This is a genomic window from Paracoccus lichenicola (assembly GCF_009708075.1).
Lineage (GTDB): Bacteria > Pseudomonadota > Alphaproteobacteria > Rhodobacterales > Rhodobacteraceae > Paracoccus > Paracoccus lichenicola.
This window is the reverse complement of record NZ_WMBT01000011.1, coordinates 12774-36408: the sequence shown is the minus strand read 5'-3', so window position 1 is coordinate 36408 and position 23635 is coordinate 12774. Positions and strand designations below refer to the sequence as shown.

22 protein-coding genes are annotated in these 23635 nt (G+C 69.0%); 10 read left to right on the top strand and 12 right to left on the bottom strand.

The features are described from left to right. Nucleotides 1-30 precede the first annotated feature (30 nt). A complete protein-coding gene (locus tag GIY56_RS15025) occupies nt 31-1080 on the bottom strand; it encodes an NAD(P)-dependent alcohol dehydrogenase (protein ID WP_154765676.1) in 1050 nt (349 codons plus the stop codon). Nucleotides 1081-1231: 151 nt separating this feature from the next. On the opposite strand from GIY56_RS15025, the gene GIY56_RS15020 reads away from it, so the two are divergent. After that, nucleotides 1232-1420 carry a hypothetical protein gene (locus GIY56_RS15020; protein ID WP_154765675.1) on the top strand — a complete coding sequence of 63 codons (189 nt, stop codon included), beginning with the start codon at nt 1232-1234 and terminating at the stop codon, nt 1418-1420. A 4-nt stretch (nt 1421-1424) separates the two neighbouring features. Beyond that, nucleotides 1425-1634, top strand: a complete 210-nt coding sequence (locus GIY56_RS15015) for a hypothetical protein (protein WP_154765674.1) — start codon at nt 1425-1427, stop codon at nt 1632-1634. A 187-nt stretch (nt 1635-1821) separates the two neighbouring features. Here GIY56_RS15015 and GIY56_RS15010 read toward each other — a convergent pair whose 3' ends face one another. The 9 genes from GIY56_RS15010 to GIY56_RS14970 all read right to left on the bottom strand — a co-directional run bounded on the left by GIY56_RS15010 (nt 1822) and on the right by GIY56_RS14970 (nt 10603). Continuing rightward, nucleotides 1822-3027 (bottom strand): GAF domain-containing sensor histidine kinase, encoded by a 1206-nt coding sequence (locus GIY56_RS15010; RefSeq protein WP_154765697.1) that lies wholly within the window; start codon nt 3025-3027, stop codon nt 1822-1824. A 112-nt stretch (nt 3028-3139) separates the two neighbouring features. After that, entirely contained in the window at nt 3140-3976 is an 837-nt protein-coding gene (locus GIY56_RS15005; protein WP_230312557.1) for an alpha/beta hydrolase, read from the bottom strand. Then, on the bottom strand, nt 3976-5604 hold the full coding sequence (locus tag GIY56_RS15000; protein WP_154765672.1) for an AMP-binding protein: 1629 nt from the start codon (nt 5602-5604) through the stop codon (nt 3976-3978). The genes GIY56_RS15005 and GIY56_RS15000 overlap by 1 nt, the downstream gene beginning before the upstream one ends. A 94-nt stretch (nt 5605-5698) precedes the next feature. Then, nucleotides 5699-6394 (bottom strand): ABC transporter ATP-binding protein, encoded by a 696-nt coding sequence (locus GIY56_RS14995; protein ID WP_154765671.1) that lies wholly within the window; start codon nt 6392-6394, stop codon nt 5699-5701. Beyond that, nucleotides 6388-7146, bottom strand: coding sequence for an ABC transporter ATP-binding protein (locus GIY56_RS14990; RefSeq protein WP_154765670.1), 759 nt, complete (start codon nt 7144-7146; stop codon nt 6388-6390). Before GIY56_RS14990 ends, GIY56_RS14995 begins: the two co-directional genes overlap by 7 nt. Then, nucleotides 7143-8132: a branched-chain amino acid ABC transporter permease gene (locus GIY56_RS14985; RefSeq protein WP_154765669.1), complete on the bottom strand. Its 990-nt coding sequence runs from the start codon at nt 8130-8132 to the stop codon at nt 7143-7145. Before GIY56_RS14985 ends, GIY56_RS14990 begins: the two co-directional genes overlap by 4 nt. Then, a complete protein-coding gene (locus GIY56_RS14980; protein ID WP_154765668.1) occupies nt 8129-9052 on the bottom strand; it encodes a branched-chain amino acid ABC transporter permease in 924 nt (307 codons plus the stop codon). Before GIY56_RS14980 ends, GIY56_RS14985 begins: the two co-directional genes overlap by 4 nt. Before the next feature lie 88 nt (nt 9053-9140). Further along, nucleotides 9141-9431: an ABC transporter substrate-binding protein gene (locus tag GIY56_RS14975; protein WP_154765667.1), complete on the bottom strand. Its 291-nt coding sequence runs from the start codon at nt 9429-9431 to the stop codon at nt 9141-9143. Between the two features lie 188 nt (nt 9432-9619). After that, entirely contained in the window at nt 9620-10603 is a 984-nt protein-coding gene (locus GIY56_RS14970) for a helix-turn-helix domain-containing protein (protein ID WP_154765666.1), read from the bottom strand. 232 nt (nt 10604-10835) lie between these two features. Between GIY56_RS14970 and GIY56_RS14965 the strand changes: the two genes are divergently transcribed. The 8 genes from GIY56_RS14965 to GIY56_RS14930 all read left to right on the top strand — a co-directional run bounded on the left by GIY56_RS14965 (nt 10836) and on the right by GIY56_RS14930 (nt 18326). Further along, a complete protein-coding gene (locus tag GIY56_RS14965; RefSeq protein ID WP_154765665.1) occupies nt 10836-12068 on the top strand; it encodes a flavin-dependent oxidoreductase in 1233 nt (410 codons plus the stop codon). A gap of 30 nt (nt 12069-12098) precedes the next feature. Beyond that, nucleotides 12099-12548, top strand: coding sequence for a cupin domain-containing protein (locus GIY56_RS14960; RefSeq protein ID WP_154765664.1), 450 nt, complete (start codon nt 12099-12101; stop codon nt 12546-12548). A 29-nt stretch (nt 12549-12577) separates the two neighbouring features. After that, entirely contained in the window at nt 12578-13747 is a 1170-nt protein-coding gene (locus tag GIY56_RS14955; protein ID WP_154765663.1) for an ABC transporter substrate-binding protein, read from the top strand. A gap of 111 nt (nt 13748-13858) precedes the next feature. After that, entirely contained in the window at nt 13859-14275 is a 417-nt protein-coding gene (locus tag GIY56_RS14950) for a CopG family transcriptional regulator (protein ID WP_154765662.1), read from the top strand. A 20-nt stretch (nt 14276-14295) separates the two neighbouring features. Continuing rightward, nucleotides 14296-15336 (top strand): extracellular catalytic domain type 1 short-chain-length polyhydroxyalkanoate depolymerase, encoded by a 1041-nt coding sequence (locus tag GIY56_RS14945; RefSeq protein WP_154765661.1) that lies wholly within the window; start codon nt 14296-14298, stop codon nt 15334-15336. A gap of 81 nt (nt 15337-15417) precedes the next feature. Next, nucleotides 15418-16569, top strand: coding sequence for a zinc-dependent alcohol dehydrogenase (locus GIY56_RS14940; RefSeq protein WP_328288571.1), 1152 nt, complete (start codon nt 15418-15420; stop codon nt 16567-16569). 13 nt (nt 16570-16582) lie between these two features. Beyond that, complete coding sequence (locus tag GIY56_RS14935; protein ID WP_154765659.1) at nt 16583-17113, top strand: hypothetical protein; 531 nt, start codon at nt 16583-16585, stop codon at nt 17111-17113. A 145-nt stretch (nt 17114-17258) separates the two neighbouring features. Then, entirely contained in the window at nt 17259-18326 is a 1068-nt protein-coding gene (locus tag GIY56_RS14930; RefSeq protein WP_154765658.1) for a M42 family metallopeptidase, read from the top strand. Between the two features lie 250 nt (nt 18327-18576). Here the strand turns inward: GIY56_RS14930 and GIY56_RS14925 are convergent, their stop codons facing one another. Both GIY56_RS14925 and GIY56_RS14920 read right to left on the bottom strand, forming a co-directional pair. Beyond that, complete coding sequence (locus GIY56_RS14925; RefSeq protein WP_154765657.1) at nt 18577-21762, bottom strand: DEAD/DEAH box helicase; 3186 nt, start codon at nt 21760-21762, stop codon at nt 18577-18579. A 93-nt stretch (nt 21763-21855) separates the two neighbouring features. Further along, the gene (locus GIY56_RS14920; RefSeq protein WP_154765656.1) at nt 21856-23520 is read right to left on the bottom strand and encodes a thiamine pyrophosphate-binding protein; all 1665 of its coding nucleotides are present in this window, start codon (nt 23518-23520) and stop codon (nt 21856-21858) included. Nucleotides 23521-23635 lie beyond the last annotated feature (115 nt).

Below are 23635 nucleotides of genomic sequence, written 5' to 3'. Positions count from 1 at the left end.
TGGGGCGGCGGCAGATCGCCGCCCCCCGTGTCAGCCCGCCATCGTGGCGATGTCCATGACGAAGCGGTATTTCACGTCGCCCTTCAGCATCCGGGCGTAAGCCTGCTCGATCTCGTCCGCGCGGATCATCTCGATGTCGGCGGTGATGCCGTGTTCCGCGCAGAAGTCCAGCATCTCCTGCGTTTCGGGGATGCCGCCGATCATGGATCCGGCGAGGGAACGGCGGCGCATGATCAGGTTGAAGACGTTGGGCGAGGGGTGCGGCGTAGCGGGCGCGCCCACCAGCACCATGGTGCCGTCGCGCTTGAGCAGCGCCAGGAACGAGTCGAGATCATGGGGCGCCGCGACCGTGTTCAGGATCAGGTCGAAGCTTTGCGCGTGGGCCGCCATCTCCTCGGGATTGCGGGACACCACCACCTCGTCGGCGCCAAGCGCCTTGGCATCCTGGGTCTTGCCCGCCGAGGTCGTGAAGGCCACCACATGTGCGCCCATGGCGTGGGCGAGCTTCACGCCCATGTGGCCCAGGCCGCCGATGCCCACCACGCCCACCTTCCTGCCCGGACCCGCGCCCCAGTGGCGCAGCGGCGAATATGTCGTGATCCCCGCACACAGCAGCGGGGCCACGGCGGCCAGTTGCTCCTCGGGGTGGGTGATGCGCAGGACATAGCGTTCGTGGACCACGATGGCTTGCGAATACCCGCCCAGCGTATGGCCCGGCGCGTCGGGGGTCGGGCCGTTGTAGGTGCCGACCATGCCGTCGCAGTAATTCTCCAGCCCCTCGTCGCAATCGGGGCAGTGCTGGCAGCTATCGACGATGCAGCCGACGCCCACCAGGTCGCCGATCTTGTGGCCGGTCACATGGCCGCCCACGGCGGCCACGCGGCCCACGATCTCGTGCCCCGGCACGCAAGGATACAGCGTGCCCGCCCATTCGCTGCGCACCTGGTGCAGGTCGGAATGGCAGATGCCGCAATAGATGATCTCGATCCGCACGTCATGGGCGCCCAGGTCGCGGCGGGTGATCTCCATGCGGTCCAGCGGCTGGTCGGCGGCTTGGGCACCGACGGCAAGAATGGTCATGGCGTTTTCCTTTTCGTGTCATGGACCGGTCCCGATGCGGCATCCGGGCCGGGGTCTGGCGTCGAACCCGTGCCGGGGGACAGGGTTCCGGCCAGTCGTTGAAACAAAATGCGCCTCGGGCGGGTTAGTCCCCTGCTACAGGAGGAACATCATGTCCCAGCGACTTCCACCCGTCCCGCCGGCGAACCGCAGCACCAAAGGCCCCGGCGACCCCGCCAAGGGGTCCGTCCAGACGGATGACGCCATCCCCGATCCCCGCCAGCGCAACCTGGACCAGCAGGGGCGGCAGGGAAACATCAAGCAGAACACCACCAACCAAGGCCACCAGCAGGACAGGTAACCCGATGTCCACGTCGAAGAAAACCGAGGCCGCCAACCGCCATCACGGCGGTCCCGGCAGCAGCCACCAGCGCCCCGACCTTCCCGACCCCACCGAGAACCGGGGACCCGCGCCCGGCGAGCCGACCAACGGCCCGGATTCGGATGTCTCGGGCGGGGGCGGGGTGCGCGACAGCCACCACACCCATGACCCCAAGACCAAGGGCGGCCGCTAGGCCGCCCCGGCGCGAACCGGACAGCGGCGGGACCTGTCCCTGCCGCTGTCCTGCCCCTCCGGCCCGGCGGCGCGGGATGCCCGTGATGGGACGGACGGTTTGCCCCTGGTGGTCCCGGGCGCATGATCCCGGTCATCGACCCGGGCGCCCACCGTCTTGCTTGCCATGACGGCTGCGAAGCGCGCCCTTATCCGCAGGGCATCTCGAACGTGAAGACCGTCCGGGCCGCGTCCGAGCTGACCGCCATGCTGCCGCCATGCGCCCTGGCGATTTCCGCCGCGATGTAGAGGCCAAGGCCAAGCCCCTCGCGCCGGGGGGTGCTGCCCTTGTTGAAGGGCGCGAACAGGGCGGGGATCTGGTCCGGGGGGATCGGCTTGCCCTCGTTGGCGACGTGCAGGCGGAAGATGCCGTCCGATACCTGGGCGGACACGTCGATGGGCCGGTCCTCGGCGCCATGGGCGACGGCGTTGCCCAGCAGGTTCGACAGCAGTTGCGCGATCCGCGCCCGGTCGCAACTGACCGGATGGGGAATGTCGATAACCGCGTTGATCCGCCGGCCGGGGGCAATGGCGCGGAATTCGGCGACGATCAGGCGCAGCGCATTGCCCAGCGTGCCGTCGCGGCTGCGGTCCAGGACGATGCCGCCGCCCAGACGGTTGCGGGCGTGGTCCATCAGGTTGTTCACCAGGCTGGCCATGCGCTGGACGGTCGCCTCCATCATGACGATCAGTTCGGTGGCCGGGGGGTCCTGATCCATCCGCGACAGCATCCGCAGGCCGGCGCCGATGGCGCCGACGGGATTGCGCAGGTCATGCGCCAGGATCGCCATGAATTCTTCCTGCACCAGCGCAAGGCGGCGTTCCCGGGCCAGTTCCCCCTGCGTTTCCTTCAGCCGGTCCTGCACTTGCAGCGTGTCGCCGACCATCCTGGCGAACATGCGCGCCATGTCCAGGATGCGCGGGTCGTCCAGCCGGTTGGGTTCCGGGTCAAGCGCGCAGAGCGTGCCGAAGAAGCTGCCGTCCGGGCGCAAGATCGGCACCGACAGATAGCTGCGGAACCCGTAAAGCCTGGGCGTGCGGTGGTCGCGATACGCGTCGTCGCATTGCGCGTCGTTGATGACGATTTCCGCCTGCTGCTGCCGGACCTCGTGGCAGAGCGTGGATTCCACCACCAGCTCGTCCCCCGGCCCGAGGCCGAAATCCAGGGCATCCGCGACGCTGCAGGTGATCCAGCGTTCGTCGTTGACGCGCGCGATGGCGGCAAAGCGCAGGCCGGTCGCCAGGCACACCGTTTCCAGCATCGTCGGCACCGCCGGATTGTCGGCGACGGCAAGGATGTCGTCGCGAAAGTCGTGGTCCCGGACCTTGTCCGCCGCTGTTGCCCGTTCCGTCATTCCGATGGCACCCCGATGCAGGCAATCCCTTGTGACGGAGTAGATCATCAACGCCGCGCTTGCAAACACGCGGGCCGTAGGGTGCGTGCTCGCACGCACCGCAACGGGGCGATCACCCGCAACGGCACCCCGCGGATCCCAGCAGGGCCGTCAGCATCGGGTGATCGGCCCTTGCCAGTCCGTCCACGACGTTGAAATGGTGGCGGTCCGGTTCCTCGACGCAATCGGTGGCGGCGCCCAGGCCGCGCCAGATGTTGGCCAGCAGCGCGTTCTGGCGCCGGAATTCCGAGGTTTCGGACGCCCCCACCCAGCAGGTGATGCACGTGCCGGGCAATGGCTCCAGCAGGGCGGGGCTTTCGGCACGCGCCTCGGCCTCGTCGATCCGCAGGGTGTCTTGCCGCCATGTCCGGCGCAGCGGGCGCAGGTCGTGCAGGCCCGAGATCGAGACCACCCCCGCGACCCGCCCCCGCACCGCGCCGGACAGCGGAGAGGTGTGGCTGACCATGCGGCTGACCAGGTGCCCTCCTGCCGAATGCCCGGCCAGCCGGATCGGACCTTCCACCAGATCCGCCGCCGTGGTGATGGCCGCGCCGATCTCGGCCGTTATGCCCGCGATGCGGATGTCGGGGCACAGGCCGTATTCGGGGATCGCCACGGCATGTCCATGCGCCAGCGGGCCTTGCGCCAGATGCGACCAGAAGCTGCGGTCCAGCGCCATCCAGAAGCCGCCATGGACAAAGACCACCAGTCCCTTGGGCCTGTCCTGCGGCAGGAACAGATCCAGCCGGTTCCGGTCGCCCGGCCCGTAGGGGATGCCCGTCCGGGCGCGGTCCCCCATGGACTCGCGGAAGGCGCGGGCCGGTTCGATCCAGCGGCCCGGCCAGGAAGCGCCATCGGGAATGGCGGGCGCGTTGTCGTAAACCGCGTTCCAGTCTGCGATCGCGTGCATCATTGCACGGCCATCCCCTGCTTCAGCCGGAACCGCTGGATCTTGCCGCTTTCGGTCTTGGGCAGGGTGTCGGCAAAGACGACCGAACGGGGGTACTTGTAGGGCGCGATGGTGCGCTTGACGAAGTCCTGCAATTCCCTGGCCTTGTCGTCGCAGGCCGTCACGCCGGGGCGCAGCACGACATGGGCCTGCACGATGATGCCGCGCGCCTCGTCCGCCGCGCCCACGACGCCGCATTCGGCGACATCGGGATGGGCCAGCAGGGCGGCCTCTACCTCGGGACCGGCGATGTTGTAGCCGGCCGACACGATCATGTCGTCGGACCGCGCGGCAAAGCGGAAATAGCCGTCCTGGTCCTGGATGAAGGTGTCGCCCGGCAGGTTCCAGCCGTCGCGGACATAATGCGCCTGCCGGTCGTCGTCCAGATAGCGGCAGCCCACCGGCCCGCGCACCGCCAGATGGCCGGGCGTGCCGCGCGGCACCTCGTTCATGGCGTCATCGACCACCTTGGCCTCGTATCCCGTCAGCGGCTTGCCGGTCACGCCGGGGCGCGCGTCGCCCAGGCGGTTCGAGATGTAGATGTGCAGCATCTCGGTTCCGCCGATCCCGTCCAGCATCGGGCGGCCGGTCCTTTCGATCCAGGCATTGAAGACCGGCGCGGGCAGGGTCTCGCCCGCGGACACGGCGCAGCGCAGGGACGACAGGTCGGCGCCGTCCTCCATCGCGGCCAGCATCGCGCGATAGGCCGTGGGCGCGGTAAAGCAGATCGTCGCCTTGTGCGACTGGATGATGCCGATCAGGTCGGCGGGCGCGGCCTTTTCCAGCAGCACGGCGCAGGCGCCGAAGCGCAGCGGAAAGACCGCCAACCCGCCAAGCCCGAAGGTGAAGGCCAGCGGCGGGGATCCCACGAACACGTCGTCGGGCCGCACGTCCAGGATCTCGCGCGCATAGGCGTCGGCGATGATCAGCAGGTCGCGGTGGAAATGCATCGTGGCCTTGGGCACCCCCGTGGAACCCGAGGTGAAGCCCAAAAGCGCCACGTCGTCGCGGCCGGTGTCCACCCAGAACGGACCGGCGGGCTTGGCGGCGGCGGCGCGGTCCAGTTCGCCGTCAAGCGCGGCGGTGCCGTCGAAGGGAACGATGCGTTGCAGGAAGGCGCTTTCGGCCATGCAGGCCTGCAATTCGTCCAGCATCCGCATGTCGCACAGCGCCAGGGCGATCCGGGCCTTTTCGGTGTGCTGCAACAGTTCCTTTTTCCGCAGCAGGGGCATGGTGTTCACCACAACGGCCCCGGCCTTGGTCGCGCCCAGCCAGCAGGCCACAAGGGCGGGGGTGTTGGGGGACCGGATCAGGATGCGGTTGCCGGGCTTGATGCCGTAATCCTCGACCAGGGCGCGGGCGATGCGGCTGGTCCAGTCGGCCAGTTCCGCATAGGTGCGGCTGCGGCCCTGGCCCACCAGCGCCACCCGGTCGCCGAAGCCGCGTTCGACCATGCGGTCGGTCAGCTCGACCGCCGCGTTCAGCGTTTCGGGATAGGCGAAGCGGTCCAGAAGAAAGACGGGTTGGCTGTCCGCCGGGGGCAGGTTGTCGCGGCAGAACGTATCCGTATGGGTGCTGAGGCCAAGCATGGAAGGCGATCCCTGATGTTCGTCGTTTTTGTTTTGGACTTCGATATTTCGGACATGATGTATCCGGACGGGCCAAGGCCCGTCCCGCCCCGGTTCAGACATGCAGGAAGCGGGTCTTCACCTCGGGCGTGGCGATCAGGTCGGGGGTGGATCCGGTCCAGACGACGCGGCCCTTCTCGATCACCACATGGCGGTCGGCAAGACGCACCAGCGCATCGACGTTCTTGTCGATGACCAGGATCGCCTCGCCCTCGTTCTTGAGATGGCGCAGGCAGGACCAGATTTCCTCGCGGATCAGGGGGGCCAGGCCCTCGGTCGCCTCGTCCAGGACGATCAGCGCGGGATTGGTCATCAGCGCCCGGCCCACGGCCAGCATCTGCTGTTCGCCGCCCGACAACTGGTCGCCCATGTTGCGGCGGCGTTCCTTGAGCCGGGGGAACAGGGCATAAACCTTGTCCAGCGTCCATTTGGCGGTGCCGCGCGCGCGGGCGGTGGCGATCAGGTTTTCCTCGACCGTGAGGGGGGCGAAGACCTGCCGGCCTTCCGGCACCAGGCCGAGGCCCGCGCGGGCCACCAGATGCGGCGCCGCCGCCGTCAGGTCGCGCCCGTCGATGCTGACCCGCCCGCCGCGCGGCCGCAGCAGGCCGAAGATCGACCGCACGGTGGTCGTCTTGCCCATGCCGTTGCGGCCCAGCAGCGTCACCACCTCGCCCCGCGCGACCGACAGGTCGATCCCGAACAGCACCCGGCTGTCGCCATAGGACGCCTGCAAACCTTCGACCGTCAGCATGGGGCGGCCTCCTCTCCCAGATAGGCGGTGCGGACGGCGGGGTCGGCGCGCACGGCGGACGGGCTGCCGCTGGCGACGATCTGGCCATAGACCAGCACCGAGACCGTGTCGGCCAGCGCGAAGACCGCATCCATGTCATGTTCGATCAGCACCATCGTCACGCGGTCCTTCAGTTTCGCGAACAGGTCCACCAGCTGCGCGGCTTCCTCGTGTCCGGTGCCGGCCAGCGGCTCGTCCAGCAGCAGCAGGCGCGGGCGCGTGGCCAGCGCGATGGCCAGTTCCAGCTGGCGCTTTTCGCCGTGGCTCAGCGATCCGGCCCGCCTGTGCGCCCGGTCCGACAGCCCGACATCGGCCAGGCAGGCCATCGCCTGGTCGTTCAGCGCCTGTTCGGTCGCGGCGGGGCGCAGGAAGCGGAACGACGATCCTTCGCGCGCCTGGACCGCCAGGGCCACGTTTTCCAGCGCGCTGAAGCTGGGCAGCAAGGTGGTCAGCTGGAAGGACCGCGCCAGGCCCAGGCGGACGCGGCCCGCCATGTCCAGCCGGGTGATGTCCTGCCCGGCATAGACGACCCGCCCGCTGTCGGGGCGCAACTGGCCCGACAGCTGGGAAATCAGCGTCGTCTTGCCCGCGCCGTTGGGTCCGATGATGGCATGGACCCGGCCTTCGCGGACATCCAGCGACACGTCCTGCGTGACCTTCAGCGCGCCATAGGACTTGGACAGGTTCTGAACGCTCAGCAGCGGATCGGTCATTTCGCGTCCCTCACCAGGCCGACACGGCGCAACAGCCCGGACAATCCGCCGGGCGAGAACAGCGCGACCCCCACCAGGATCAGGCCGAAGCCAAGCCGCCAGTGTTCGGAAAGGCGGGCCAGTCCTTCCTCCAGCGCGATGGTGACAAGGGCGCCGGCCATCGCGCCGGTCAGGCTGCCCACGCCGCCCAGGACCAGCATCACCATCATCTCGCCCGAGCGGTGCCAGCTCATGTAGGCGGGCGAGACATAGATCGCCTGGTTGGCCAGCATCACGCCCGCCACCGAACACAGGCAACCGGCGATGACATAGGCGGTCAGCTGATAAGGAAAGGGCCGAAAGCCCATGGCCTGCATCCGCAGCGCGCTTTCCCGCGTACCCGTCAGCACCCGGCCGAACCGCGACAGCGTCAGCCGGTAAAGTCCTGCAAAGACCGCCACCAGCAGCGCCAGCGTGGCATAGAACATGCCGGGCGCGTCCTGCAGCAAGGGCATCCCCAGCACCGTGGACCGCGCCGCCAGCGCCACCCCGTCGTCGCCCCCCAGCGTCGAGAACGACACGAAGAAGAAGAACGCCATCTGCCCGAAGGCTAGCGTGATCATGATGAAGTAAACGCCCCGCGTGCGCAGGCTGATGGCGCCCGTGACGGTGGCGAAGACCGCCGACGCGGCCATCGCCGCCAGCAGCTGCAGGACCAGGTCGTCGATGCCCGCCCGCGACAGGATCGCCACCGCATAGGCGCCAAGGCCCAGATAGGCGGCATGGCCAAAGGACACCATCGCGCCATAGCCCAGGATCAGGTCCAGCGACAGCGCGGCGATGGCAAAGACCATCATGCGGGTCGCGACAACGATCAGGAACGGCTCGTCCAGGGCATGGGCCAGGGGCGGCACCACCGCCAGGACCGCAAAGATGCACAAGGCCAGCCTCAGCCGCCCGGCAAGGCCGGGACGCGCGGGGGCAAGGGTCTGGGTCAGGTCGGTCATCGCGCCACCGCCCGTCCGAACAGGCCCGCGGGACGCCAGAACAGCACCGCCGCCATCAGGATATAGACCAGCATCGGCGCGATGGTGCGCCCCGCCTGCGCGGCCGCCGCCGGGTCCATCATGGTCCTGAGGATGATCGGCCCGAACATCCGGCCCAGCGTATCGACGATGCCCACCAGCAGCGCCGCGCAAAAGGCGCCCTTGACCGAACCCACGCCGCCGATCACGATCACCACGAAGGTCAGGATCAGGATGCCGTCGCCCATGCCCGGATCGACCGACAGGATCGGCGACACGATGGCCCCGGCAAATCCCGCCAGCATCGCGCCCGCGGCAAAGACCAGCATGAACAGCCGGTTGATGTCCGCGCCCAGGGCCGAAACCATCGCCCGGTTCGCGGCCCCCGCCCGCAGCAACATGCCGACGCGGGTGCGGGCGATCACGAACCACAGCGACAGCGCCACCGCCAGGCCCGTGCCGATCACCGCCAGGCGATAAACGGGATAGCGCATCGGCCCGGCCAGGGGCACGGACCCCGCCAGAACCTCGGGCATGGCGACCGACAAGGGGGCCGATCCCCACAGGATGCGCACCAGTTCCGACAGCACCAGCACAAGGCCAAAGGTCGCCAGCACCTGGTCCAGGTGGGATCGGTCGTAAAGCCGCCGGAAGACCAGCAGTTCCAGCACCAGCCCGACGGCCAGCGTCATCGGCAGCACCATCGCCAGCGACAGCCAGAAATTGCCCGTCATGCCCATCATCATGGCCATCACATAGCCGCCGACCATGTACAGGACGCCATGCGCCAGGTTGATGAAGTCCATGATGCCGAACACCAGCGTCAGGCCGGCGGCGACAAGGAACAGCAGGATCCCGAACTGGGCGCCGTTCAGCAGTTGCAGAAGGAAAAGGTTGAACATCTTTCGTCCTTGCCAAGACGTTTGGGGGGCGCGCCGATCCGGCAAAGGGTCCGGCAGTCAGCCCCGCCGCCCGCGACGGGGCGTCATTTCATCGGGCATTCGCCGACATGGCGGTCGGCGGCTGCGGTGAAGACCTTCTCGACGACCGAGGTGCGTCGGGCTTGCCTTCGTCGTCGATGACGATGATCCGGGCCTCGCGCCCGCCGACCTTGCCGCCAAGCGCCTTTCGGGCCAGCAGCACGCCGTCGCGGGCATGTTCGCCCAGCACGGCGGGCGGGCCGGACAGCGTCAGCAGGACGCCGATCGTGACGGGATCGTCTGCAAGGACAGCCGGCGCGACGCACGGCGTCGGCGCGGCGGAAAGGGCCAGAAGGCGCATCCGGGCAAGCTCCTGTTGGGGGCCTTGTCGTTTTATCGTTACAAACAATTTCATACGTAAAGCTTCCACCGCGCAAGAAAAATCTGGTTGGCGGAAGGGATTGTTCATCCATGCAGCAATGCGGATGCATTTGCTTGGGAAACTGCGTGGTTTCCAGGCAATCACCGGAAGTGACGCAAGGCGTTGCTTTAGTCCTGAAATAAACCGCCGCGCTGTCTGCCCTGCGCCATCCGCGACGGCAGCACCCCGAATCGCTGCCGGTAATCGGCCGCGAACAGGCCCATGTGGCCAAAGCCGCAGCGCATCGCCAGGCCGGTCAGGCCATCGCCGCCGATCCGCCCGGCCTCGATCTCGGCGCGGGCGCGGTCAAGGCGCATGGCCTTCAGGGCCGTCAGCGGCGTGGTCCCGCGATGAACGCGAAAGGCGCGGTGCAGGCTGCGCAGGCTGGTTCCCGCGGCCTCTGCAATCCGCGCGGGCGTCAGGTCCAGATCCAGATGCGCCGCCATGAAGGCCTCGGCCCGGCGCAGCATGTCGGGACCGGGATCGGCAGCGGCCGGGCGCAGGTCGGCGCGCCCCCCGTCCAGCATCGCCCCGATCACCGCGACCAGGGCCTGTTCCATCGCGGCCTCGATCGCGGCATCCGCGGGGGCATCCGCCTGCTGCATCTCGATCTCGGCCAAAAGGAAGGTCAGCAGGCGCAGCATCCGCGCGGCGGCCCCGCTTGTCAGCGCCACGGCGGGACGGTCGCGCGCGATGCGCGAGAACAGCGCGGCCCCGCCCATGGCTTCCAGCTGTTGCGGTCCCAGATCGACGATCAGCATCCGGGTGCCGGGTTGGAATTCCAGCAGGACCGGCGCGTCGGGCGCCACGATCTGGGCCGCCGCGCCCTGGCTGAAGTGCCGCGTCGCGCCGCGCCGGTCGGTCGCCGCGAACCCGCCGCGCAGCGGAACCTGCAACAGCGATATGCCCTTTTCCGCCGACACGCGCACCTGCGCCGGTCCGCCCAGCGACACGCTGGTCAGGCCGACACGATCCAGCCTGCCATGCAGGACCTCGGTTCGGTATCGGGTGCGGGCGCGCCCCTCGACCCGGCAGGGCCGCAGCAGGCCGGACATCGTCGCCTCGAATTCCTCCAGCGAATCGGAACGCCGCCAGAATTGCCGCTGGTCCATGACACCTCACCACGCATGTTCGCCGCGCCATCGGACGTGCAAACCGGACGGCTGGCAAGCGCCGGATGCGGACCGGAATACTTTAGTCCTAAAATTTGTGCAGCAAGTCCGTTTTCTGCATCCCCTGGCGCTGCGGCGATGTCGTGGCGCTGCGGCGATGGCGCGCGGGCGGACCGGCGCGGTCAATGGTCCCAAGCCGGACGAAACCGGCAGTGCCACAGGAAGGTTCACCATGAAGGTCATGATTGCAGGCGCCGGGATCGGCGGCCTGACCACGGCGCTGATGCTGCATGAACGCGGCATCGACTGCCAGTTATACGAAGCCGCGCCCACGATCCGCGAACTGGGCGTCGGCATCAACATCCTGCCCCATGCGATCCGCGAACTGGCCGAACTGGGCCTCTTGCCGACGCTGGACCGCATCGCCATCCGCACCAGCGGCCTGTTCTACATGAACCGCCAGGGGCAGGAAATCTGGCGCGAGCCGCGCGGGGTCGAGGCGGGACACGACGTGCCGCAATTCTCGATCCACCGGGGGCGGCTGCATTCGATGCTGCACGAAGCGGTGCTGGACCGGCTGGGCGGCGGGGCGATCCTGCCGGGCCGGCGCGCCACCGGGTTTTCGCAGGACGGCGGGGGCGTCACGCTCTGCCTCGAAGATGGGGGCACCGCGCAGGGCGACGTGCTGATCGGCGCGGACGGCGTCCATTCGCGGATCCGCGCGCAGATGCACCCGGACGAGGCCGGGCTGAGGTGGAACGGGGTGATGATGTGGCGCGGCGCCGTCGAATGGCCCGCCTTCGCCGATGGCCGGACGATGGTCGTGGCGGGGGGCTTCGTCTACAAGCTGGTCCTGTATCCGATCGCGCCGGGCAGCCGTCCGGGCACGGTGCTGATGAACTGGGTGGTCTGCTATCGCGCGGCGTCCGAGGGCGCACGCCCCCCCGCGCGCGAGGACTGGAACCGCCGCGGCACGCTGGACGAGCTGATGCCCCATGTCCGCGCCTTCGACACGGACGTGATCGACCTGGAGGCGCTGGTGGCCGCGACGCCGGAATTCTTCGAATACCCGATGTGCGACCGCGATCCCCTGCCCTTCTGGAGCCGGGGCCGCGTCACCCTGCTGGGCGATGCCGCCCATCCGATGTATCCGGTCGGCTCGAACGGGGCCAGCCAGGCGATCCTGGACGCCCGCGCGCTGGCCGATCTGCTGGCGCGGGGCGGCGATGTTCCCGGGGCGCTTGCCGCCTATGATGCCGCCCGCCGCCCGCTTGTGGCCCGGGTCGTCGCGCTGAACCGCAAGGGCGGTCCCGAGGGCGTCATCGACGAGGTCGAGCGCCGCGCCCCCGATGGCTTTGACGACCTGGATGCGGTCATCACGCCGGAAGAACGCCAGGCGATCGTGCGCGGCTATGCCGCGACCGCGGGCTTTTCGCAGGACCAGACGCGCCTGCGCCGGGCCTGAACCCTGTTTTTTCAACCAAGGAGAAGAAGAATGGAACTGATGACGGCGGGCGTGACCACGCGCGAGGCATCCGTGGACGATGCCAGCTGGAATGTCCTGGGCCAGACCTATGTGCCCAAGCACCGCTGCGACACCTCGATGTCGTGGCACGCGACCTTTCCGGACGGCACCTTCGTGCCCCATCACATCCACACCACGCAGGACGAATTCGTCTATGTCCTGACGGGCGAACTGGAAGCGGAACTGGACGGCGCGGCCCCGGTCAAGGCCAGGCCCGGCGACCTGGTGCGGTTGCCGCAGAACGTGCCGCACGGGATCTTCAACCGCTCGGGACAGGAGGCGACCTGCCTGTTCTGGGTGTCGCCCACGGGGAACCTGTGGGATCTGTTCGTGGCCATCGACAGCCTTGCCGACCCGGTCGAGGTGGTCCGCCTTTCCGCGCTGCACCAGGTGGATTTCCTGCCGCCGCCCGCCCAATGATCCGCAAAGACCGACAGGGAAACGCAAGAATGAAAAAGACGTTCGCACTGGCTGCGGCGCTGGCTTTCGCCGGTGCCCTGCCCCTTCAGGCCGCCAGCACCGACGGCAAGGTCCGCATCGGCCTGCTTTACACGCTGTCCGGTCCCGCCGCCGTTCTTGGCGAGCAATCGCGCGACGGCTTCCTGATGGCCGCCGAGAAGCTGGGCAACCGCTTCGGCGGGCTGGAGGCCGAGATCATCGTCATCGACGACGAACAGAAGCCCGACGTGGCCGTTGCCCGCGCGCGCGAGATGGTGGAACGCGACCAGGTGGATTTCGTGGTCGGCCCGATCTTTTCCAACGTGCTTTACGCAATCCTGCAGCCGGTGACGCAGGGCGGCGCGATCATGGTTTCGACCAATGCCGGCACTTCCAGCCTGGCGGGGACGGAATGCAACCCGGATCTGTTCGTGACCTCGTACCAGAACGACCAGATCCACGAGGTGTCGGGCAAGTACGCGCAGGACCAGGGTTACGGCAATGTGGTGCTGATCACGCCGAACTATCAGGCCGGCAAGGACGCCATGGCGGGCTTCAAGCACAGCTATGGCGGCAATGTCGCCTCGGAACTGTTCGTGCCGCTGGGCCAGCTGGACTTTTCGGCCGAACTGGCGCAGATCGCGGCCTTCCAGCCGGATGCGGTCTATGCCTTCATGCCGGGCGGCATGGGCGTGAACTTCGTCAAGCAGTACCGGCAGGCGGGGCTGGATTCGATCCCGTTCCTGTCGGCCTTCACGGTTGACGAATCCACCCTGCCCGCGCAGGGCGCCGACGCGCTGGACTTCCTGGCCGGGTCGAACTGGGCGCCCGATCTGGACACCCCCCAGACCGCCGAATTCACCGATGCCTTCATCGCCAGATACGACCGCGTTCCCGCGACCTTCGCGATGCAGGCCTATGACGCGGCGATGCTGATCGACAGCGCCATCCGCATCACCGGCGGCAAGCTGGACGACCGCGAGGCGCTGCGGGCGGCGATGAAGCAGGCGGACTTCACCTCGCTGCGCGGCGATTTCCGCTTTGGCGACAATCACTTCCCGATCCAGGATTTCTACCTGACCAAGGTGGTCCGGCGCGAGGATGGCCGCTTCGCGACATCCATCGTGCAGACGATCTTCGAGGACTACCAGGACAACTTCGCATCGTCCTGCAGGATGTAAGGACGGGGCCGCGGCGCGCAGGATGCGCCGCGGCCGCATCCCGTTTCAAGAAACCTCTTGTTCAATCCAATAAAACATCCATATACCATCCACACGGATGGAGATATGGCCATGGCAGAGATACGACCCCTGCGCGACAGGGTTCCCGAGACCGAGAAGATCACCATCAACCTCGGCTATGTCGATCTGGGCCGCATCGACCTGCTGGTGCAGGAAGGGTTCTATTCCAACCGCAGCGACTTCATCCGCACGGCGATCCGCAACCAGCTGGACAGCCACCGCGACGTGCTGTCCCGCTCGGTCCAGCGGCACATGATGGACATGGGCCTGCGCGACTTTGGCCGGGCCGAGCTTGAAGCTGCCCGAAAAGCGGGCGAGGTGCTGCATGTCAAGGTCGTGGGCCTCGCGCGCTTCGATCCCGATGTTTCGCCGGAACTGGCGCGGGCCACGATCGGTTCGATCTCGGTCCTGGGCGCGTTGCAGGCCAGCCCCGAACTGAAGAAGGCCCTGGCCGACCGTATTCTCTGACCCTTCGCAAAGGACACACCATGAAGACCTTCAACGTCGGCGCCCTGCGCCAGGCGATGGGCGAGTTGCGCCTGAACGGCGCAAGCGACCTGGTGCAGCGCACCCTGGCCCAGCACGGGTTGAGCCTTCCCGGGCAGCAAGCGGGCTTCCAGCCGCCCTTTGCCGCCCCGGCGGCGCGCGCCCCGGCGGATCCCGTTCCGCCGGGGGCCACCCTCACGTCCGACCGCTTTGCCTGCGCGGCGGGCAGCCGGGATTACCTGGCCTATGTGCCGGCCTCGGCGGACAAAGGCATCCGGGGCATGGTCGTCATGCTGCACGGCTGCACGCAGGATCCGGCCGATTTCGCACGCGGCACGGGCATGAACGCCTTGGCAGAAGAACACCGGCTGGTCGCCCTTTATCCCCACCAGTCGCGGGGCGAGAACGCCCAGTCCTGCTGGAACTGGTTCAGCGCCGGCGACCAGCGCCGGGGCCGGGGCGAGCCCGAGATCCTGGCGCAGATGACCCTGGATCTGGCATCCCGCCACGACGTGCCGCGGGACCGGATCTTCGTGGCGGGCCTGTCGGCGGGCGCGGCCATGGCGGTGATCCTGGGCCAGACCCATCCCGATGTCTTCGCCGCCGTGGGCGCCCATTCCGGCCTGCCCTTCGGCGCGGCCAGGGACGTGCCCTCGGCCTTTGCGGCGATGAGCGGCCAGGGCGCGCCCGAGGCCCCGGGCCGAAGGGACGCCGTGCCCACCCCCACCATCGTCTTTCACGGCAGCGCCGACCGCACCGTGCATCCCCTGAACGGCGACCGCATCGCCGGGGCCACGCTGGCCGCCGGGCCGGTCCAGACGATGCTGGACAAGCAGACCGGCACGGCGGGCACCCGGCGCTTTACCCGCGAGACGACCACCCTGCCCGATGGCCGCGTCCTGCTGGACCACTGGCGGATCGACGGCCTGGGCCATGCTTGGTCCGGCGGCAAGCCCGGCGGATCATACACCGACCCGCAGGGTCCCGATGCCAGCGCCGAGATGGTGCGCTTCTTCCTGGCCCAGGGACAGGCCACGAACTGAAAGGCGCCCGGTCCCGTCCCCGGGGCCGGAACCAGTTCCCTTCGGCGCAGTTGCACCACAGGTCTGCAAGGAGGATCAACCGTGCTCGCTGCCGATTACAGGGGACCGCACCGCGTGCGGGCAAGCTCCAAGCCCGAACCCGCCATACAGCACCCGCGCGACGCCATCGTGCGCGTCACCCGGTCCTGCGTCTGCGGATCGGACCTGCATCTTTATCACGGCCTGGTACCCGACACCCGGATCGGCATGACCTTCGGCCACGAATTCTGCGGCATCGTCGAGGAGGTGGGCGCCGAGGTCACGAACCTCAAGCCCGGCGATCACGTGCTGGTGCCCTTCAACATCGCCTGCGGCCAGTGCCATTTCTGCAAGCAGGGCCTGTTCGGCAACTGCCACGAATCCAACCCCCAGGCCACGGCGGTGGGCGGCATCTATGGCTATTCGCACACGGCGGGCGGCTATGACGGGGGGCAGGCGGAATACGTGCGCGTGCCCTATGCCGACGTGGGACCGGCGCTCATCCCCGACTGGATGGATCCCGACGACGCGGTGATGCTGACCGACGTGGTGCCCACCGGCTATCAGGCGGCCGAGATGGGCGGCATCCAGATGGGCGACACCGTTGTCGTCTTCGGCGCGGGACCCGTGGGCATCATGGCCGCGCGCTGCGCCTGGCTGTTCGGCGCGGGCCGCGTCATCGTGATCGACCACCTGGATTACCGGCTGGATTTCGCGCGCCGCTATGCCCCGGCCGAGGTTTACAACTTCCTGGCCATCGACGACATGGCGGTCTTCATCAAGAAGCAGACCGACGGCCTGGGCGCGGATGTCTGCATCGACGCCGTGGGCGGGGACGCCTCGGGCAGCCCCATCCGCACGATCCTGGGCAAGAAGATGAAGCTGGAGGCCGGGTCGGCCATCGCGCTGCACTGGGCGATCAACTCGGTCAAGAAGGGCGGGGTTGTGTCCATCGTGGGCGTCTATGGTCCCACGGGCAACATGATCCCCATCGGCAACGTGCTGAACAAGGGCATCACGATCCGCGCCAACCAGGCATCGGTCAAGCGGCTGCTGCCGCGCCTGATCGAGCATGTCCGCGAGGGCCGGATCGACCCCAAGGCGCTGATCACCCACCGGATCCCGCTGGAAGAGATCTCGGACGCCTATCACATGTTTTCCGCCAAGCTTGACGATTGCATCAAGCCGGTTCTCTACCCCAACGGCGGACGCTAGGAGGACAGGAAGCATGGCGCAGAAATCGCGGCAGATGATCGACCCGGCCGAGGTGAACGGATGGGGCGTGGACGCCGATCCCAAAAACGACCCGACCTATCCGATGCGCGACCGCGCGGGCGATACCAAGGGGGGCATGGACTGGGACCGCCCGCCCCTGCAACGGGCCGATATCGAGGTGCTTCGGTCGATGGAATACAACCGCCGCCCCGCGGTCTTCGGCACGGCGTCGCCGCCCTCGGGCCTCAGCGGCATGGTTCGGCGCGCGGCCTTCGGCTACAGCGAATCCGACTGGCGGCACTGGCTGATGCTGCTGGGCGCCGACCGCATCAACATGGTCGAGGGGATCGTCGGCGATCTGGCCCACGGCCATGTCCCGAACCTGCCCGCCGAGATGGGCATGGGCGCCGAATGGCGCCACAACCGCGACGGCCTTGTCCGCAAGCTGGCCATCGGCGCGGCGGTCACGGTGGTGGCGGTGGCGCTGTGGGGCAGGCGGGACGACCGCAGCCACGACCGCAGGCCCGTGCGGCGGATCAGGTAGGCCCATCCCGACCGGGATTGCGGGAATGCCGGACCGGCATCCCGCGATCCCGTCCCTGCCCGAATTTTCCGCATTCGGCCCGGCGAGATCTGGAACATCGCGCTTGCCTCAGGGTTAACGACACCTTCCAGCAAGGGATGCAGCCATGCGTGATGACGCGCTCGATTTTCTCAAGGCCATCGTCGCGGCCCCGTCGCCCAGCGGCTTCGAACAGCCGGTGGCCAGGCTTTACCGCGATCGGGTGCAGCCCTTCGCGCACAAGGTCACGACCGACATCCTGGGCAATGTCAGCGCCGTCATCAACCCGGACGCGCCGGTGCGCTTCATGTATGCGGGCCACATGGACGAGATCGGCTTCATCGTCCATCACATCGACAAGGACGGGTTCCTGTATTTCAACACCATCGGCGGCACCGATGTCGCGACCGAGATCGGACAGCGCGTCTGCGTCCACGGACACGAGACCGTGCCGGGGGTGGTCGGGCGCAAGGCGATCCAGACCTTCAAGGCCAAGGATTCCAACGAGACGCCGACCCTGAAGGATCTGTGGATCGACATCGGCGCCTCGTCGCGGGAGGAGGCCGAAAAGGTCGTCCGGATCGGCAGTCCCGTGACCATCGACGCCGGCTTCGCGACCCTCAGCGGCCAGCTGGCCGTGGGCCGGGCCTTCGACAACAAGGTGGGCCTGCTGATCGGCGCCGAACTGGTGCGCTGCCTGGCCCAGGAGGGAGGCGTGCACCCAGATGTCGGGTTCTACATCCTGGGCACCGTGCAAGAGGAGATCGGCTCTCGCGGCGCCAAGGCGGCGGGGTTCAACATCGCGCCCCGCACGGCGCTGGCCATCGACATGGGGGTGGCCATGGACTATCCCCGCGCCTGCCCCGAGGATCAGGGCAGGCTGGACCTGGGCAAGGGACCCGGCATCCTGCAGGGGGCCAACACCAACCCGGTGGTGTTCGACCTGCTGGTCGCGGCCGCCGAGGAGAAGGGCATCCCCTGGCAGCACCAGGCATCCGGCGGCACAAGCCCCACGGACGCCCGCGTGATCCAGGAACTGGGGGGCGGCGTCGCCACCGGCCTGATCTCCGTGCCGCTGCGCTACATGCACACCCCGTCCGAGGTGGTCTGCCTCGACGACATTCAGGCCACCATCGACCTGGTCTGCGAATACTGCCGCCGCCTGCGCCCGGACACGGATTTCACGCCGATGTAGGGAAGGCACCGGGGGATCGGCCTCGATAAACGGGCCGCGTTTGAAGTGGCGAAGGCCATCGCCTTCGCCATCTCGCGACCTATCTTTCCCGAACCGCCGGACCTCAAAGGCCCGGCCAGCGCCCCCCTTCGGGTCGGGCGCCGGCCTTTCGTGGCCGCAGGATTGCACCGTTTCTGGTTGCACCGCCGGACAAAGTCGGGGGAAACACTCGTCGCGTTTCCTGATCCCGCCCGATACGGCCCCGCCCCAGTCAGGCCATGCGTTCCAGCAGGTTGGCCGCGACCTCCAGCCGGTCCTCGGGACCGGTGTGACGCAGCACCAGGCGCGTGTCCTGGCAGGACAGCCCTTCGCAGCCCGACAGTTGTGCGGCATAGTCCTCGACCCGCACACCCTCGCGCAGATCCAGCGCCACCCCCTCGGGACCCAGGCTGAGCGCCGCCACCCCCAGGCTTGCCGCCAGGGCGCGCAGTTCGGCGGCGCGCAACAGCGTTTCCACCGGCGGGGGCGGCGCGCCGAAGCGGTCGGCGATCTCGTCCGCCAGGCGCGCCACGTCGTCGGACCGCGCGGCGCGCGAGATGCGGTGATACAGGCCGATGCGGGTTTCCGGCTCGGGGATATAGTCGGCGGGGATATGGCCCGGCTCGCCCGGGACCTGCGGCGGAGGCGGGGCGTCGGGTTCCCCCTTGGCGCGGCGCAGGGCGGATGCCAGCATCTCCTGGTAAAGGCCAAGCCCGACGCGCTGGACATGGCCCGCCTGCTTGTCGCCCCCCAGGTCGCCCGCGCCGCGCCGGTCCAGGTCGGCGGCGCTGATGGCCATGCCGGCCCCCAGACGGTCCATCGCCTGCAAGGTGCCAAGGCGCTTTTGCGCGTCAGGGGCCAGATCCTCGCCCTCGGCCGTCAGAAGATGGCAATAGGCCTGCGCCGCCCCGCGCCCGACCCGGCCGCGAAGCTGGTGCAACTGCGCCAGCCCGAACAGCGCCGGGCGCAGGATCACCATCGTGTTGGCCCGCGCCACGTCCAGCCCGCTTTCGATGATGGCGGTCGCCAGCAGCACGTCGCCCTCGCCCCGGGCAAAGCCCACCATGGTCGCGTCGATTTCCTTCGCGGGAAGATCGCCATGGGCAACGCGCAGGCGCAGGTCGGGCAGCAGGCGCGCCAGGCGTTCGGCCACTGGGGCGATGTCCTCGACCCGGGGGACGACCACGAAGCTTTGCCCGCCGCGCCGCCGTTCGCGCAGCAGCGCCTGGCGCAGGGTCGCGTCGTCCTGGGGGGCGATCAGGGTGCGGATGGCGCGGCGGCGGGCGGGGGGCGTGGTCAGGTAGCTGAGGTCCTGCAACCCCACCAGCGCGGCCTGCAAGGTGCGCGGGATGGGCGTCGCGCTCATCGACAGGACATGCAGGCCCTGGCCCAGGTCCCGCAGCTTCTGTTTCTGCGCCGCGCCGAAACGCTGTTCCTCGTCGATGACCAGCAGGCCCAGGTCCTGAAAGCCGACGCCCTTGCCCAGCAGGGCATGGGTGCCCACGGCGATGCGGATGGACCCGTCGGCCAGGCCCGCGCGGACGGTGGCGGCGGGCTTGCCCGTGACCAGCCGCGACAGGTGCCCGACGGTGATCCCCAGGGGGGCGAAGCGGCGGCGGAAGGTCTCGTAATGCTGGCGCGCCAGAACCGTGGTGGGCGCGCAGACGGCCACCTGGCAGCCGCTGAGCGCGGCGGCGGCAGCGGCGCGGAGCGCGATCTCGGTCTTGCCGAAGCCCACGTCGCCGATCACCAGCCGGTCCATGGGCCGCCCCGAACCCATGTCGGCCAGCACCGCGCGCACCGCCTGATCCTGGTCGGGCGTCGGCTGAAAGGGAAAGCGCGCCACGAAGCGTTCGTAATCGCGCGCAGGCGGGACCAGCTTCGGCGCGGTCGTCGCATCGCGCGCGCGGGTCAGCGCCACGAGATGATCGGCCAGCCTTGCCAGCGCCTCGGCGGTGGCGGCCCGGCGCTTTTGCCACGCGGTCCCGCCGGGGCGGTCCAGCGTCACGCCGGCCTCGGCCGTGCCATAGCGCCAGATGCGGCCCGCGTCATGGGTGGGGACCATCAGCCGCTGGTCCCCCGCAAAGGTCAGGCGGATCGCCTCGGGTCCGGGGTTCGCGGGATCCAGCGGCTCAAGCCCCTCCAGCCGGGCCAGCCCGTGATCCTCGTGCACCACGAGATCCCCCAGCTCGAACCCGGCAGAGGGCAGGCCGGGTTGCGCCGGGACCTGGCGGTTGTCCCTTCGGGCCGCCCGGCTGCCCATCAGGTCCTGCGCGGTGATGACCACCAGATCCCCGGTCACGGCCCCCTGCCCCCCATCGGCCACCAGCACCGCACGGTCATGGCCTTCGCACCCTGCCCAATCGGCGGCGGGTTCGGGGGGACGGCCATCGGCCTGCGCCACCATCCGCATGATGCGCGTCCGTTCCGCCTCGGACCCCGCCACGAAGACCACCCGCCGTCCCGCCGCCGCATCGCTGGCCAGGAACTGCGCCAGCCGGGCGCGCGGGCGTGCGGCGGCGGCGAAGGCGGGAACGGCGTCCCACTCCGGTTCCGGCAGCGTGTCGATGTGGGACGCGAGCGCCGCCCATTCCTGCGCGCCAAGATACAAGGCGTCCAGGGGCAGCGGATAGGCGCCGTCCTCCTCGGCCTCGGCCCGCGCCTCTTCCAGCCGGGCGAGGCGGCGGTCGGCGGCCTCCAGCGTCGCGGGCAGCGCGGTGATGCGCGCGTCCCCCATGTGGTCGGGCAGGATCGTCAGGGCGTCCCAGGCTTTCGGCAGCCGGTGTTCGGCCCCGCGTTCCCAGGCGTCGTCAGTGGGGGGCAGTTCCGTGACCGGAACGATCTCCAGCGCCTCGATCTCGCCCGTGGACCGCTGGGTGACCGGGTCGAAGCAGCGCAGCGCCGTCACCACCCCATCCGACATCTCGATCCGGCAGGGGTGGCCGTCCCCGCCCGCGAACACCTCGACGGTGGTGCCGCGGATGGCGATCTCGCCCGGTTCATCCACGCGGTCGTCGGCGTCGTATCCGGCGGCGCGGGCGAATGCCTCCAGCGCGGCCACGTCCAGGGCCTGACCGACCCGGACCGGGAAGCTGCGCGCGGCGTGGCGCGGCGGCAGGCGTTGCATCAGCACGGACAGCGGCGTCACCAGGATGTCGCCTTCCTGCGGATCCTGAAGCTGGTGCAGAACGGCCATGCGGCGGCCCATGGCATCAGACGTGGGCGAGGCGCTGTCGAAGGGCAGGCAATCCCAGGGCGGCAGGAACAGCACCCGCCGCCCCGGCAGCGCCCCGCGCAGAAAGGCGGCCAGCGCCTCGCCGCCGCGTTCGTCGCGCGTCACGTGCAGGATCCGGTCGTTGGGACCAAGGCCGCGCAGAAGGGCCAGCGCCTCGACGCAAGCGGGGGTGGGGTCGGCCATGGAACACCTCTGATCGTCGCTTCGGTCAGGGGATCTGCCCGGCTTGCCTTTAGAAATCCGGCCGCCGGGGATCGGTTCCAGGCGGGTGCGGACTCACACCTTTTCCCTTGCGGCAAGGGCGGCGTCGCGCATCTGGGACAGGGTCTGGCGCGGGGTCAGCGCCTCGGGCGAGATGTCCAGATCCAGCAGCGCGCCGGTGGTTGATGCCAGCGCACGGGCGAAGGCTGCGGGGAAATCCTGGGTCGTTGCCACCCGCTCGGCGTGATAGCCATAGGCTTGGGCCAGTATCACGAAGTCGGGGTTCACCATGGTCGTGCCCGACACGCGGGCCGGGTAATGGCGTTCCTGATGCGCGCGGATGGTGCCGTAGATGCCGTTGTTCAGCACCAGCACGATAGGCTGCGCCCCCGCCTGCACGGATGTCGCAAGCTCCTGGCAGGTCATCTGGAAATCGCCGTCGCCCGCGAAGCAGACCACCGTGCGGCCGGGATGGGCCACCTTGGCCGCAATCGCGGCGGGCAGGCCGTATCCCATCGCCCCCGATTGCGGCGCCAGCAGCCGCGCCTCGGGGCCGAACTTGTAGAACTTGTTCGGCCAGACGGTGAAATTGCCCGCGCCGTTCGTCAGGATCGCGTCCGGGGGCAGCACGTCACGCAGATGGGCCGTGACCATCCCCATGTCCACGGGCGAGGGTTGCGGCGGCAGGTCGAAGCCGTCCTCCCAAGCCTTGCGGGCGTCCCTGCGCCAGTCGGACCAGTCCCCCCGGACCGGGGACAGCGCGCGGGCGAAGGCGTTCGGCCCCGCCTGGATGCCCAGCACCGGCTGATAAATCTTGCCGATCTCGCGGTCCGAGGCATGGACGTGGATCAGCCTTTGCGCGGGCACCGGCACGTCCAGCAGCGTATAGCCATCGGTCGTCATCTCGCCGAAGCGGACGTTGATGGCCAGGATCACGTCGGCGTCCCGGATCAGCGCCTTGACATGCGGCGGCATCCCCACGCCCGCCTCGCCCGCATAGACAGGGGAAAAATTGTCGAACCGGTCCTGATAGCGGAAGGCCGCAATCACGGGGATGTCGCTGGCCTCGGCAAAGGCCCGCAGCGCCTGCTGGCCTTCCGCGGTCCAGTTGCAGCCGCCGATCAGGATCAGCGGGCGGGCGGCGTCCGACAGCATCGCGCGCGCCTCGGCCACCGCATCGGGGGTGGGGGCGGGTTCGGCCACGCGCGCGGGACCGGCCAGGGGGGCGGCGTCGGTCGGGCTGGTCAGCATGTCCTCGGGCAGGGCGATCACCACGGGACCGGGGCGGCCGGTGGTGGCGGTGGTCCAGGCACGGGCCAGGATTTCGGGGATGCGGTCCGCATGGTCGATCTCGACCGCCCATTTCGCCATTCCGCCGAAGACCGCGCGATAGTCGAGTTCCTGGAACGCCTCGCGCCCCTTCATGTCCGTGCCCACCTGGCCCACGAACAGGATCATCGGCGCGCTGTCCTGCATCGCCGTATGCACGCCGATCGCGGCATTGGTCGCCCCCGGTCCGCGCGTCACCATGCAGAGGCCGGGCTGGCCGGTCAGCTTGCCCCAGGCCGCCGCCATGAAGGCAGCACCCCCTTCGTTCCGGCACAGCACGAAGTCCAGCCGCCCGGCCGTGTCGTGCAGCGCGTCCAGCACCGCCAGATAGCTTTCGCCCGGCACGCCGAAGGCCTTGGCCGCGCCAAGCGCCACCAGGCATTCCACCAGAAGCTGACCACCGCTGCGCATCCCGTGTCCTTTCCCGCGTCCGGCCCGATCCTGCCCGGGGACGGCGCAGGGGGCAAGGCGTCCCGCCCGGGCATGGGAACAGGAACCCCCCTCGCGGGTTGTTCCGGCAGGAGGA

Bases quoted from the DNA above. Each gene is read 5' to 3' on its own strand.
- GIY56_RS14995 (WP_154765671.1), bottom strand. From the start codon at position 6,394: ATGCTGACGGTCGAAGGTTTGCAGGCGTCCTATGGCGACAGCCGGGTG.
- GIY56_RS14955 (WP_154765663.1), top strand. From the start codon at position 12,578: ATGAAAAAGACGTTCGCACTGGCTGCGGCGCTGGCTTTCGCCGGTGCC.
- GIY56_RS14975 (WP_154765667.1), bottom strand. From the start codon at position 9,431: ATGCGCCTTCTGGCCCTTTCCGCCGCGCCGACGCCGTGCGTCGCGCCG.
- GIY56_RS14980 (WP_154765668.1), bottom strand. From the start codon at position 9,052: ATGTTCAACCTTTTCCTTCTGCAACTGCTGAACGGCGCCCAGTTCGGG.
- GIY56_RS14920 (WP_154765656.1), bottom strand. From the start codon at position 23,520: ATGCGCAGCGGTGGTCAGCTTCTGGTGGAATGCCTGGTGGCGCTTGGC.
- GIY56_RS15010 (WP_154765697.1), bottom strand. From the start codon at position 3,027: ATGACGGAACGGGCAACAGCGGCGGACAAGGTCCGGGACCACGACTTT.
- GIY56_RS15005 (WP_230312557.1), bottom strand. From the start codon at position 3,976: ATGCACGCGATCGCAGACTGGAACGCGGTTTACGACAACGCGCCCGCC.
- GIY56_RS14950 (WP_154765662.1), top strand. From the start codon at position 13,859: ATGGCAGAGATACGACCCCTGCGCGACAGGGTTCCCGAGACCGAGAAG.
- GIY56_RS14930 (WP_154765658.1), top strand. From the start codon at position 17,259: ATGCGTGATGACGCGCTCGATTTTCTCAAGGCCATCGTCGCGGCCCCG.
- GIY56_RS14935 (WP_154765659.1), top strand. From the start codon at position 16,583: ATGGCGCAGAAATCGCGGCAGATGATCGACCCGGCCGAGGTGAACGGA.
- GIY56_RS14970 (WP_154765666.1), bottom strand. From the start codon at position 10,603: ATGGACCAGCGGCAATTCTGGCGGCGTTCCGATTCGCTGGAGGAATTC.
- GIY56_RS14960 (WP_154765664.1), top strand. From the start codon at position 12,099: ATGGAACTGATGACGGCGGGCGTGACCACGCGCGAGGCATCCGTGGAC.
- GIY56_RS15000 (WP_154765672.1), bottom strand. From the start codon at position 5,604: ATGCTTGGCCTCAGCACCCATACGGATACGTTCTGCCGCGACAACCTG.
- GIY56_RS14965 (WP_154765665.1), top strand. From the start codon at position 10,836: ATGAAGGTCATGATTGCAGGCGCCGGGATCGGCGGCCTGACCACGGCG.
- GIY56_RS14945 (WP_154765661.1), top strand. From the start codon at position 14,296: ATGAAGACCTTCAACGTCGGCGCCCTGCGCCAGGCGATGGGCGAGTTG.
- GIY56_RS15025 (WP_154765676.1), bottom strand. From the start codon at position 1,080: ATGACCATTCTTGCCGTCGGTGCCCAAGCCGCCGACCAGCCGCTGGAC.
- GIY56_RS14985 (WP_154765669.1), bottom strand. From the start codon at position 8,132: ATGACCGACCTGACCCAGACCCTTGCCCCCGCGCGTCCCGGCCTTGCC.
- GIY56_RS14990 (WP_154765670.1), bottom strand. From the start codon at position 7,146: ATGACCGATCCGCTGCTGAGCGTTCAGAACCTGTCCAAGTCCTATGGC.
- GIY56_RS15020 (WP_154765675.1), top strand. From the start codon at position 1,232: ATGTCCCAGCGACTTCCACCCGTCCCGCCGGCGAACCGCAGCACCAAA.
- GIY56_RS14925 (WP_154765657.1), bottom strand. From the start codon at position 21,762: ATGGCCGACCCCACCCCCGCTTGCGTCGAGGCGCTGGCCCTTCTGCGC.
- GIY56_RS15015 (WP_154765674.1), top strand. From the start codon at position 1,425: ATGTCCACGTCGAAGAAAACCGAGGCCGCCAACCGCCATCACGGCGGT.